16 protein-coding genes and 3 tRNA genes are annotated in these 11,951 nt (G+C 40.1%); 12 read left to right on the top strand and 7 right to left on the bottom strand.

The genetic code is table 11. The annotated features are described in order from the left end of the window. Positions 1–20: 20 nt before the first annotated feature. Together asd and rsgA are read right to left on the bottom strand one after the other, a co-directional pair. Positions 21–899, bottom strand: a complete 879-nt coding sequence (gene asd, locus CWC11_RS04835) for an archaetidylserine decarboxylase (RefSeq protein ID WP_171038391.1) — start codon at positions 897–899, stop codon at positions 21–23. 15 nt (positions 900–914) lie between these two features. Then, a complete protein-coding gene (rsgA, locus tag CWC11_RS04830) occupies positions 915–1,973 on the bottom strand; it encodes a small ribosomal subunit biogenesis GTPase RsgA (protein ID WP_138681751.1) in 1,059 nt (352 codons plus the stop codon). Between the two features lie 124 nt (positions 1,974–2,097). On the opposite strand from rsgA, the gene orn reads away from it, so the two are divergent. From orn to CWC11_RS04810, 4 genes are all read left to right on the top strand, one after another. After that, a complete protein-coding gene (orn, locus tag CWC11_RS04825) occupies positions 2,098–2,643 on the top strand; it encodes an oligoribonuclease (RefSeq protein WP_138681750.1) in 546 nt (181 codons plus the stop codon). A 182-nt stretch (positions 2,644–2,825) separates the two neighbouring features. Beyond that, positions 2,826–2,901 (top strand) — tRNA-Gly (locus tag CWC11_RS04820). A 43-nt stretch (positions 2,902–2,944) separates the two neighbouring features. After that, positions 2,945–3,020: transfer RNA gene (locus CWC11_RS04815), tRNA-Gly, on the top strand. A 120-nt stretch (positions 3,021–3,140) separates the two neighbouring features. Next, positions 3,141–3,216 (top strand) — tRNA-Gly (locus tag CWC11_RS04810). Positions 3,217–3,446: 230 nt separating this feature from the next. Here the strand turns inward: CWC11_RS04810 and CWC11_RS04805 are convergent. From CWC11_RS04805 to CWC11_RS04795, 3 genes are all read right to left on the bottom strand, one after another. Continuing rightward, positions 3,447–3,875, bottom strand: coding sequence for a secondary thiamine-phosphate synthase enzyme YjbQ (locus tag CWC11_RS04805; protein ID WP_138681749.1), 429 nt, complete (start codon positions 3,873–3,875; stop codon positions 3,447–3,449). Next, a complete protein-coding gene (locus tag CWC11_RS04800; RefSeq protein ID WP_138681748.1) occupies positions 3,872–4,339 on the bottom strand; it encodes a chemotaxis protein CheX in 468 nt (155 codons plus the stop codon). Before CWC11_RS04800 ends, CWC11_RS04805 begins: the two co-directional genes overlap by 4 nt. Positions 4,340–4,413: 74 nt before the next feature. After that, on the bottom strand, positions 4,414–4,851 hold the full coding sequence (locus CWC11_RS04795; protein ID WP_104643612.1) for a transcriptional repressor: 438 nt from the start codon (positions 4,849–4,851) through the stop codon (positions 4,414–4,416). Positions 4,852–4,946: 95 nt separating this feature from the next. Between CWC11_RS04795 and CWC11_RS04790 the strand changes: the two genes are divergently transcribed. From CWC11_RS04790 to CWC11_RS04755, 8 genes are all read left to right on the top strand, one after another. Continuing rightward, complete coding sequence (locus CWC11_RS04790; RefSeq protein WP_138681747.1) at positions 4,947–5,567, top strand: MarC family protein; 621 nt, start codon at positions 4,947–4,949, stop codon at positions 5,565–5,567. A 136-nt stretch (positions 5,568–5,703) separates the two neighbouring features. Next, entirely contained in the window at positions 5,704–6,636 is a 933-nt protein-coding gene (gene dusA, locus CWC11_RS04785; RefSeq protein WP_249330648.1) for a tRNA dihydrouridine(20/20a) synthase DusA, read from the top strand. Positions 6,637–6,877: 241 nt separating this feature from the next. Next, entirely contained in the window at positions 6,878–7,558 is a 681-nt protein-coding gene (locus tag CWC11_RS04780; protein ID WP_138681745.1) for a PspA/IM30 family protein, read from the top strand. 10 nt (positions 7,559–7,568) lie between these two features. Then, positions 7,569–7,775 (top strand): PspC domain-containing protein, encoded by a 207-nt coding sequence (locus CWC11_RS04775; protein ID WP_138681744.1) that lies wholly within the window; start codon positions 7,569–7,571, stop codon positions 7,773–7,775. 11 nt (positions 7,776–7,786) lie between these two features. Next, positions 7,787–8,113, top strand: coding sequence for a hypothetical protein (locus tag CWC11_RS04770; protein WP_138681743.1), 327 nt, complete (start codon positions 7,787–7,789; stop codon positions 8,111–8,113). Positions 8,114–8,192: 79 nt separating this feature from the next. After that, positions 8,193–8,702: a copper chaperone PCu(A)C gene (locus CWC11_RS04765; protein ID WP_138681753.1), complete on the top strand. Its 510-nt coding sequence runs from the start codon at positions 8,193–8,195 to the stop codon at positions 8,700–8,702. Between the two features lie 8 nt (positions 8,703–8,710). After that, complete coding sequence (locus CWC11_RS04760; RefSeq protein WP_138681742.1) at positions 8,711–9,697, top strand: DUF2333 family protein; 987 nt, start codon at positions 8,711–8,713, stop codon at positions 9,695–9,697. Positions 9,698–9,700: 3 nt separating this feature from the next. Then, positions 9,701–10,471, top strand: coding sequence for a TIGR04219 family outer membrane beta-barrel protein (locus CWC11_RS04755; protein WP_138681741.1), 771 nt, complete (start codon positions 9,701–9,703; stop codon positions 10,469–10,471). Between the two features lie 12 nt (positions 10,472–10,483). Here the strand turns inward: CWC11_RS04755 and CWC11_RS04750 are convergent, their stop codons facing one another. Next, on the bottom strand, positions 10,484–11,383 hold the full coding sequence (locus CWC11_RS04750) for a TIGR03899 family protein (RefSeq protein WP_138681740.1): 900 nt from the start codon (positions 11,381–11,383) through the stop codon (positions 10,484–10,486). Continuing rightward, a complete protein-coding gene (locus tag CWC11_RS04745; protein WP_138681739.1) occupies positions 11,352–11,933 on the bottom strand; it encodes an SRPBCC family protein in 582 nt (193 codons plus the stop codon). The genes CWC11_RS04750 and CWC11_RS04745 overlap by 32 nt, the downstream gene beginning before the upstream one ends. Between the last annotated feature and the right edge of the window lie 18 nt (positions 11,934–11,951).

Below are 11,951 nucleotides of genomic sequence, written 5' to 3'. Positions count from 1 at the left end.
GACAACTGACAACTGACAACTTACAACTCTTCACTTCCTTTAATTGTTGCAAATGCTGTATTTAAGCGAGTTACTGTCTCTGGTAGTTGATCGTCTAAAATATCTGCTTTATCGGCGCCCCAAGCGAGTACTACGGTAGAGCCTAATTTAAAGCGGCCCATTTCTTCACCTTTTTTAAGGGTAATCGCGTTTTCGCCTTTAGTAGGGTAGTTCCAGCTAAATACATCACTTCCTGCTGGTGGTGTGACCGTACCAGCCCAAATAGTTTCAATGCTTGCTACAATCGTTGCGCCTACAAGTACCATAGCTAATGGGCCAATTTCGGTTTCAAAAATAGCAACAACCCGTTCGTTACGCGCAAATAAATTAGGCACGTTTTGCGCAGTAAGCGGATTTACCGAAAATAAATCGCCAGGTACGTAAATCATTTTGCTCAATGTGCCATCAATAGGCATATGAATGCGGTGGTAGTCTTTTGGCGCTAAATAAATAGTTGCAAACTTACCGCCTAAAAATGGTGTGGTATCGTCCTCAGAGCCACCTAATAGCGCTTGTAAGCTATAGTCGTGGCCTTTTGCTTGTATTAGCTGTCCGTCAACAATATCGCCTAGCTGGCTAATTGCGCCATCTACAGGGTGAGTAATAATATTGTCGCCCTGTGCCATTGGGCGTACGCCATCTTTTAATGGGCGAGTAAAAAACTCATTAAACGTTTTGTAATGCGCAGGATCTGAATACTCAGCCTCGCTCATATCAATTTTATATTGCTTAATAAAAAGCTTTATTAATGTTGTAGTGAGAGCGCCAGCTTTAGCTGCTGCTAATTTACCTACTACGCGTGAAATAAAATGTTTTGGCATTGCGTATTGCATTGCGATTTTAAATTTATCTAAATTCACAGGTTGTTCCCTAATTTATACGCGAGGCGCACGAGCCCCAGCACGGCCATCGGCCATAGTTTCTAAAATTCTGTGGTAACTATCAAAGCGTAATTGCGAAATATCGCCATCGGCTACCGCTTGTTGAATAATACAGCCCGGATCGTTTAAGTGTTTACAATCTCTAAAACGACACCCGCCTATAAACTCTCTAAATTCTTTAAAGCACCAGGTTACACGTTCAACATCTAAGTGCCATAGGCCAAATTCACGAATACCCGGTGAGTCAATCAAATTACCGCCGCTAGGTAAGTGATGTAAGCGCGAAACTGTCGTTGTATGCTGGCCAAGGCCACTGTTTTCAGATACTTCTTTAGTTAATATTTCAGCATTGGGCAATACGGTATTAACGAGGGTTGATTTACCAACACCACTTTGGCCGACAAAAATATTATTTTTACCAACTAGTACGTCTTTTAATTGCTCAATACCTTCGCCGGTAATATTACTTACAAGTAAAACTTGATAGCCAAGGCTACGATAAATATCGAGTATCTTTTGTATTTCGCTTAGACCTGCTTCGTCTATTAAATCGATTTTATTCAGCACTAAAATGGGTTCAATGCCCATGTCTTCACAGGCTATTAAATAACGGTCAATAATACTTGGTGTAAACTCAGGCAATACTGCCGACACCATTAATATTTGATCTATATTTGCTGCAATTACTTTTACGCCATCGTAAAAATCGGGGCGAGTAAGCTGCGAGCGACGCTCTTGCGTTGCTTCAATAACGCCCGCTAAATCGCCTTCGCTTACTTTAGCTCGGCGAAATAAAACTTCATCGCCACACACTAAATTAGAAACAGTACGACGAATATTACAGCGCAATACGTCACCATTTTGTGTTTCTACATCGGCGTGTTGACCAAAGCGACTGATCACAATTGCGCTCTCTACTTGGCCTAAATTATCGGTTTGCCATTCTTGGGCACCTTTTTTAGCCTGTTTTGAGCCTGCGCTGTTAATGCGCTTTTGATGATTGGCCTTGATCTGACGCGATTGGCCTTTACTTAATTTTTTCTGTTTTGCCACTTTTGGCCTATAACCTTGTTTAAATGTCGGCTTTGAGCATAAAAAAGCTTTAGCTCGACGGTTGATGCTAATATGATATATCGAAATGCGTTGGATCTAAAGAAAAGCACCGTTTAAGGTAATTATGACTATTAATAAATCAAATTTAATTTGGCTCGATCTGGAAATGACCGGACTTGAACCTGCGACCGACAAAATACTTGAAATTGCGACTGTTGTCACTGACGCCGATTTGAATATATTAGCCGAAGGGCCAACTATTGCTATTCATCAAAGCGATGAATTACTTAATGGTATGGATGAGTGGTGTACTACACAACATGGTAAATCAGGATTAACAGCGCGCTGTAAGGCGAGTACTTTTGATGAAGCATATGCTGTAGAGCAAACACTAGACTTTTTAAAGCAGTGGGTGCCAGCGGGGGCATCGCCAATGTGCGGTAACTCGATAGGCCAAGACAGACGCTTTATGAATAAGTATATGCGTGAGCTTGAGGACTTTTTTCATTACCGTAACTTAGATGTAAGTACTATTAAAGAATTAGCCCGTCGTTGGAAGCCTGAAGTTTTAGCACAAGTGAATAAAAAAGGCTCACACCTCGCACTTGACGACATTAAAGATTCTATTATGGAATTAAAGGTCTATAGAGAAAAATTCTTTAATTTGTAAAAAACACTTGCAAACACCCCGTATTATTGTAGAATCCTGCCCCGCTTAAGACGATAACCCACGCGGGGTTGGTGTGTTTAAGTGGTTAAATTACCATCAAAAAGTGCGGTACTAGCTCAGTTGCTAGAATGTTGAACGCGACCTGTCGCGCACCAACGTAAAATAACTAAAGAAGTGATAATGCGGTACTAGCTCAGTTGGTAGAGCGCGACCTTGCCAAGGTCGAGGTCACGAGTTCGAGCCTCGTGTACCGCTCCAATTTCTAACCAAAAGAAATTGCAGTGTTGAATAAAAATGTAATGCGGTACTAGCTCAGTTGGTAGAGCGCGACCTTGCCAAGGTCGAGGTCACGAGTTCGAGCCTCGTGTACCGCTCCAATTTCTAACCAAAAGAAATTGCAGTGTTGAATAAAAGTGTAATGCGGTACTAGCTCAGTTGCTAGAATGTTGAACGCGACCCGTCGCGCACCAACGTAAAATAACTAAAGAAGTCAAAATGCGGTACTAGCTCAGTTGGTAGAGCGCGACCTTGCCAAGGTCGAGGTCACGAGTTCGAGCCTCGTGTACCGCTCCAATATTTTTATATCCCTTCAAAGTTTTTCTATATTAAAAATCATAAATAAAAAATAATTTAAAATCTCTCTTATCAACTCATTCTAAATGTAATTCGGTATTGAAGTTTTGGTTGTTAGAAGCTACCGCTTCTCGCGCGAGCAAGCTCTGCGCCTACAAAAAAAGGGATTAACTTTGAGGTTGTATAGGTGGAGTGAAGTAGGGGGGCGTTTTAAACATTAAAAATGTTTGCTAAAACATCTCCCCCTGAATGGTTGCTATAATACGCCTTGCGCCGCCAGCATCGCGGTGCTCGCCTAAATAAATACCCTGCCAAGTGCCTAATGCTAAGTATCCATTGGAAATAGGAATACTTAACTCACAGCCGAGTGTGCTGGCTTTTATATGGGCAGGCATATCGTCGTCGCCTTCGTAATCGTGGCGGTAGTATGGTTGACGCTCAGGTACAAACTTATTGAAGTGACTTTCCATATCCATACGTACAGTAGGGTCGGCGTTTTCGTTTATGGTAAGGCTAGCTGAGGTATGCTGAATAAATAAATGCAGCAAACCTACTTTATAATTAGCAAGCTCATTTAATTGGGCGAGTATTTCATCGTCAATTAAATGAAAACCTCTAGAGCGAGGTTTTAATGTGATTTGCTTTTGCTGCCAACTCATAGTTTGTCGAAGCTAACTTCAATATTGGCGTTACCAGCATCACTGCTAAATGGCATAATAATTTTTTTGCCTTGGCTTTTATGAGTAATAGTATGACCTTTACCAGATACAACAATAGGGGTTGCCATATCAAAGTCGAAGCCTTTTTCGCCTAATAAGTTTTTAGCGCCACCGGTTACCATATTGGTTATTTCACCCACCATATCGGTAACTTCTTCGTCTATAGTATCTGGACGCTCACCTAGCATGCGTTCCATGATCGTTAATGCTAACTCTTCATCGAACGTAATTGAAAATGATCCACGAGTTTGTGGACCAACCATGCCTATGAGGCCTGATACGTCGCCACACGCTATCTCATCGGTCTTAATACGAGGTTTACCAGGTTTTAATTGAGTTTGCGCCATTGTGCTTAACACATTGATCAAAGAAGATAAAAAGGGATTGATGAACTCTACATTCATAGTGGTTACTCTTAAATTGGTGCTTTGAAGTGGCTATATAGTATGAGTATAGCCACTAAGGATAACTTTGGGGATTACGATGCTCTGCAAGACTCACATTTACCATGTGCTTCTATAGTTTGGCCTGATACAACAAAGCCGCTTTCGGCAGCTAAGTTGTTTAGCTCATGCGAAATAATGCTAGAGTGCAGCTCTTTAACAAAGCCGCAAGTATCGCAAATTAATAACTGCACAGGGTGAATATGATCAAAATGATGACACAGCATAAATGCATTTGTGCTTTCAATTTTATGAATAAAGCCAAGCTCAGCTAAAAAGTCTAGAGCACGGTAAATCGTCGCAGGCTTAGCGCCTGTTTCTGTTACTTTTAATTGCTCTAGTAAATCGTAAGCACCTACGCCGCCTTGAGCGCTGGCTAACAGGCGAAATACTTTTTCGCGGATTGGCGTAAAACGCGCACCACGGTTATCACAAACTTGTTTTGCTTTACTTACAAGTGATTCTATATTCATCATTACTCTTATCCTTACGCTACCGTGATATACTAACATACTGTGTTGTACTTGCAGTGTTTTTATTAAACGCTTTTTATCTAGGAAACCCAGTAATGCATGAATTATTAGCGATATTTATTTTCTTTTTCGCAGTAATCGACCCTATAGGCACTGTACCTGTATTCATTGCAGTTACGCGCGGGGAAGATGACAAGTTTAAGCGAAAAGTAATATTTAAAGCAGTAGGTGTATCGGCAGTCGTATTAATGTTTTTTGTATTGGCTGGAGAGCAACTGTTAAATGCAATTGAAATTCCGCTTTCTGCTTTTCAAATAGCAGGGGGTATTGTATTACTTATTTTTGCCCTGTCGATGATATTTGGCGAAAGTAAGCCTGAAACCGAAATAAAAAGCGTGCGCGATAGTATGGAAACAGCCATATTTCCGCTTGCGATCCCCTCTATAGCAAGCCCTGGAGCGATGTTAGGCGCTGTTTTGATGACCCGAAACGAAGAATATACGTGGGTTGAGCAGCTTATGACGTCATCAATGATGATTGCAGTATTAGCCGTGGTACTTGTGTTACTTTTACTTGCAACGCAAGTGCATAAATTAATAGGCGATAGTGGCGCAAGTATTATAAGTAGAATAATGGGGCTTATTTTAAGCTCTGTTGCCGTAACTAATATTTTAAATGGTATAGCGCATTACTTTGGCTTGCAGGTATTTTCTTAGCATTGATGCTTATTAGGCTTTTGTGTAGAATGCTGCGCCTTTACTAAACCTCGCTTTTTACGCCCGTTAGGCTTTTACTTTGGATGAATGTACTTTGGATAAACGAACTTTGAACAGACGCTTTTCTGTAGCCCCCATGCTTGATTGGACTGATCGCCACTGTCGTACTTTTCATCGTAAAATGACTAAGCATACGGTTTTATATACAGAAATGATTACCACAGGGGCTATTTTGTTTGGCCGTGGTGATTACCTACATTTTAATAAGCACGAAGGCCCTGTTGCACTGCAGCTAGGAGGTTCTGATCCTAAGGCGCTTGCACAATGTGCAAAACTTGCCGGTGAGCGTGGTTACGATGAAATAAACTTAAATGTAGGTTGCCCATCAGACAGAGTACAAAACGGTCGGTTTGGTGCATGTTTAATGGCAGAGCCTGAACTTGTTGCACAGTGTGTTGCTGCTATGAAAAGCGAAGTAAATATTCCTGTAACTGTAAAAACGCGTATTGGTATTGATGAGCAAGACTCGTATGAGTTTTTATGTGCGTTAATTGAAGCATCTCATAAAGTAGGTTGTGATGATTTCATTATTCATGCTCGTAAAGCATGGCTCAATGGTCTAAGCCCTAAAGAAAACCGTGAAGTTCCACCTCTTGATTACCCGCGTGTTTATCAATTGAAAAAAGACTATCCACAGCTTGATTTAAGCATTAATGGCGGTGTGAAAACAATTGAGCAAAGCCTTGAGCATTTACAGCATATAGATGGCGTAATGATTGGTCGCGAAGCGTATAGCAATCCATTTATGCTAAATGAAGTCGATGAAAAAATTTATGGCGAGGTTGCTAATACGCAATCACGTCATGATGTAGTTCGCTCTATGTATGACTACATTGAAAGGGAAATGTCTGAAGGTGCTAACTTTTGGCATGTTGCACGCCATATGTTGGGGATTTTTCAGGGGCAACCAGGCGCGCGAGGTTTTAGACGTCACCTTTCAGAGAATGGTCATGGCAAACAAGCTGACTTATCGGTAATGGATAAAGCGCTGAGTTTTGTGCCAGAATAAACCTAAGCCATACCTTACTTATTAAGCCACTTTCGAGTGGCTTTTTTGATCCTAAATATTAGTCAAAACACTAATTTATTGGCTAATTACACTTTAAGTTGTTCAGCTTGAAGTCACTAAATAATTTAAACTTTAATATTTAACCAATTGAAATTTAATGGTTTATATGAAGTTTGGTGAAGTTGGCACAACTATTGGAATCCTTTTGCTGTAATTAATTAAAAATCAACAGGAGAATACAATGAGCATATTTAACCGCGTAAATGATGTAATTCAATCAAATATTGTTGTCATGCTTGATAAAGCACAAGACCCAGAAAAGCTCTTAAACCTAATGCTTACAGAGATGCAAGATGCGCTCAATGAGTGCCGAAGCACAGCAGCTTCTTTACTTTGTGAGGAAAAAATACTTAAACGTCAAATCGAAAATAAAAATACAGAGCTTAACAATTGGCAAACTAAAGCAGAGTTGGCTATTGAGAAGGGCCGTGACGATCTTGCAAAGTCGGCTCTCACCGAAAAACAGCGTGTAATAGATGTTATTGCTAGTAAGCAAGCTGGGCTTGAAACGTTAAAAGAGTCGATTATAAAAATTACAGCTGATTGCGAACGACTTCAACAAAAAATGGCGCAAGCTAACATTAAGCAAGCGCAATTAATTAAGCGCCACGATGTTGCCATTGCTAGAGAAAAAATAAGCATTACTTTGCAAAGCGAAAAAGTAGCAAACGCACTCTCTAGGTTTGAGCAAGTAGAGCAACGAGTAGAAAGCATTGAAGCACAAGTTGAAGCATATGAGTTAACCGATACTGCAAATACAACAGCCACGCAAATAGAAGCACTTGTTAAAAACGAAAAAATTGACGCTGAACTAGCTCAGCTTAAAGCTAGCTTAAAAACTGATTTAAAACACACGGCTTAAGGGGAATATAATGAATAGTTTTAATCGCCAACGTGGTTGGTATAAAGATACGTTAAACAAAAAAATATCTGGTGTGTGTAGCGGCTTAGCGCATAGGTTGGATTTTCCGGTATGGACAACTCGTTTAGTTACTATTTTATTATTTTTGAGCTTTCCGTTTGCTGTCGCGCTGGGTTACTTTATTGCGCATTGTTGCCTTGAAGATAAAGCATATTAAGGGGTAAGACCATGAAAGCTTTGGCAGTATGTGTACTTATCTATTTATTATTGTTTACCGATCTTATAGCGTTTATACATGTTGATTCTTGGCAATTGCCGTTATGGATTGCCGACATTAGCTGGGCTGGGCTTGAGTTAGTGGGCGCTTTAGCTGTAATAGTTGCTGTTGTAGCTGTGGTTGCCTTAGTAACAATGGGCTTAGTGGGTGCGGGGATAGTGGCATTAGTAGGAACCGTTTTAGCACTTTTATTTGGATCATTAATGATTGCATGGCCGTTATTATTTGTTGCCGTGCTGTGTTGGCTTGTTGCTGATAACAAAAAAGTGGCTTCTTAATCCTTAATTTAACTGACTATTACAAGTTAACTATGTTAAATTTAGCGTGTAATTTAATGTTTTCACAAGGATTAGAATGATGATGAAACTGTGTTTTTCGATGGCTTCTGCATTAGTATTTAGTTTTTTTTCGTCATCATTGGCGGCGCACGCAGGGCATGAACATGACGCTGATGTGGCCGAACTTGAAGTCACTAACGTACAGGTCAGAGAGTTTTTGCCAGCAAGCAGCTCAAGCGTTGGTTACTTAACAATAATTAATCATAGTGGAACGCCGGCAACATTAACCAAGGCAACACTTGATGGTTTAGGGCGAGTAGAAATACACGAACATTCACATGTTAATGGCATGATGAAAATGCAACAGGTTGAATCGGTGACAATTAAAGCCCATGAGAGCGTAAGCTTTCAGCCAGGTGGCTATCATTTAATGGTATTTGATCCACAAGAGCCATTAAAAGTAGGGCAAGAACGTAAACTCACGCTATATTTTAATGACGGTAACCGCTTGTTTACTAATGCTCAAGTGGTATCTCTTGAGGCGCAAGCTGCGCAGTCAAAACCATCTAAACATCACGCTCATCACTAGGAGGATAAATGTCGCAACATAAAGGAAAAATAGTAGGTGCACTTGTTGTACTGCTTATTATATTTTACGCCATTGCAGTTTATTGGAGTACCGAGCCTGCACGTTTTAATGTGGTTAGCAATGCTAAAGAGCAAGCAGCCCTTAAAAGTGAAACTATGGTAACTGGCTACACAACCACATCTACATTAATAACAGTAGCGAGCACTCTACTTGAAAAACCAGGTGGTTATTTATCAAATGATGTGATGCCGCCAAGTGTAATTATGGATGATATGCCAGCGTGGGAATATGGCGCACTTGAAATGGTGCGAGATTTAGCGCTTTCTATGCGTAAAGACTTTAGCCGTTCTCAGTCGCAATCAACCGAGCATGAAGCACTTAAAAAGGCGCAGCCCCAATTTAATATTAGTTCTGAAGCATGGGCGTGGCCGAGTGCTGAAGGTGAATACCAAAAAGGAATTGATTACCTACTTGAATATCGTGCGCAGATTGCGAATCAACATGAGCGTGATAGCCAGTTTTATGCGCGCGCAGATAACCTACGTAGTTGGCTTAAAGAAGCTGAAAAGCGTTTAGGTAGTTTAAGTCAACGTTTGAGTGCAAGCGTAGGGCAAGACAAAGTAAATACCGATTTAGCCGGTAACTCTTCAAATAAGCAGGCGACTTATACTCCACTTCAGCAACAAGTAAGAACATCGTGGTGGGAAATTGATGATGTATTTTACGAGTCACGTGGTGCTACATGGGCACTTTTACACTTTTTACAGGCGGTAGAGTATGACTTTGCTGATGTACTTGAAAAGAAAAATGCACGTGTTAGCTTACAACAAATTATACGTGAGCTTGAGGCAACTCAAGAAACCGTGTGGAGCCCAATAATTTTAAACGGGAATGGTTTTGGCTACGTAGCTAACCACTCTTTAGTTATGGCAAATTATATTTCTAGAGCCAATGCGGCTTTAATCGAACTTAGCGAACTACTAGCTCAAGGATAAAAAATGAAAAAGTATTGTTTAGCAGCTGCCCTTTCAATGGCATGTTTAGCACCTGCAGCCCAAGCAGACACTCTATTAGGTTTATACGTAGGTGTTGATGGTTGGAAAACTGATAATGACGGACAGTTTTCTTACAAAAATAATGCATCTCAAGATTTTGATTTTGAAGATGAAACATTTGTAAGTTACTACGCAGCTCTTGAGCACCCAGTGCCACTAGTTCCAAATATTAAGCTAAAGTATACAGAACTTGAACTTAATGGTTCAGCTGTGCTTTCAGATACCTTTAGCTTTAATGGTTCTGATTATGTGGTAGGTACTACGGTAAATACCATTAGTGATTTAACACATATCGATTACATTTTTTACTACGAAATTTTTGACAACGACTTAGTATCAATCGACTTAGGTTTAAATGCCAAGCAGTTTGACGGTGATATTGTGGTAAATGGTACAACTCAAGACGGCGGTACTAACTTTACTGAAACTAAAGATTTTTCGGGCTTTGTTCCACTTGCTTATGGTCGTGCTGAAGCTGGCTTACCATTTACGGGTTTAAGTGTATTTTTTGAAGGTAGCTTTTTGGCTATCGACGATAGTAAAGTACAAGATTACCAAGTTGGCGTTGCGTGGGAGTTAATTGATAACCTGGCGGTAGATGTAGCTATTAAAGCCGGTTACCGTTCTATGATATTAGAACTTGATGATGTTGATGATATTACAACTGATATTGATGCGTCAGGCCCATTCGCTGGTATTCAAGTTCACTTTTAATTAGTGAGCTTATTACGTGGTATGTGATTTATTAACATGCCACGTTAAATCAAACTCCCCACCTAGTGCGTTATTAATCAATTGCTTATACATCTTGTTGATAGGGTAATTAATCAACTTTGATAGCTCATCACCTGTTTGAGTAAATTTGTAATAGCTCAATACCAAGTCACTACTTTTAGCTTTTAATGTCACTTTTTGCGATAAAAATGAGAACGTTAGTTCTTGTCCTGACTTTAAAACAGCCGATTCAATCTCTTTTCTGTAGAGCAAATTAAGATCCATAAGCGTTAAAATTTCAGGAAAGCTAATGCCGGTTTTTCCTAAATTTAGCGACACTTTATTCCCTTTACGCAGTAAATCGAATAGTGATGGCTTTTTATAAAACCCAAGTAAAATAAAGTGGCTGTCGTCTTTTTCATTGTATGCACAAAGTGATACACACTTTTGTAGTGCGTCTGCCTCTCGTTGGGTCATGTGCTTTAAGGTTTGTAAGCTTTTTATTGAAAATGTGCCGGGATTTAAGGTTTCGCCCGTTAAAATTTTTGCCCAAAGCGTTTGCATTGATTCGTTAGAGGTGTCTTCGCAAAGCGCTATAAAGTGCTCGATCCAATCGGCATCAGGCTGCTTATTACTTGCCACATCAGGGCAGAACCCCATTGCTTTAGCTAAAATTGTTTCTATATTTTGCTGCTGCTTTATAAGTAGTAAATCTTTACGTTTTTGTGCCCGCGCTAAAATCGAGTTGTCGCTGTTTATATGATAAAGCGGTTTTATATCCCCTTTAGGGCCATAATTATCATCACTTGAAGAAAGCACACCGTTGGAGCCTACCTTAGTTATGGGATAACCAAGTAAGGACTCTATGATGTTGGCAAGATTAATTCTCGCTTGGGCTGTTTTGACTGTCATGGCTTTGTTCTACCCTTTGTGGATCACTAAGCTGAGCAATGGTTTGAAGGTTGTTTAACCCCAAAGAAACTGTATTGCTAAGTACATATTCGCTTAAAATTGCAGTGTAACCAGATATTAAAGGGGCTGTAGTTTGGCCCTGAATGGCGCAGGTTAAAGTAACAATATTATTTTGTTCTATAAACGTAAAAGTACCTGTAATTATGTGCTCAGCGTTTAATAAAATATTAAAATTTACTTTGTTATTACTTACAGAGGTAATGGTCATTTCGCCATAGCCCCATTGACCTTGCCATGATTGATGGGCACCAACACCAGAGGATGGTTCGCCTACATTAAACTCAATACTCGAGTCTACTTTCTCCCAAGGAGACCATTTGTACCATTGGCTAAAATCGGTAATCAGTGGTTTTACTACTTCCTGAGCTGCATTTATCTCTACGGTTTTGCTCACGCTATAGTGCTGTGGAAGTGTAAGGCCAATAAGTACCAATACTAATGACAACAATAGCACGCCTTGTATAAGCATTTTTAATGGTTTAATAAGCACACCTTAATGAGTTTTTTG

It is taken from the genome of Pseudoalteromonas sp. S3178 (genome assembly GCF_005886985.1).
Lineage (GTDB): Bacteria > Pseudomonadota > Gammaproteobacteria > Enterobacterales > Alteromonadaceae > Pseudoalteromonas > Pseudoalteromonas carrageenovora.
Note: the sequence above shows the minus strand (reverse complement) of the source record. Positions and strands in the feature narration are given on the sequence as shown.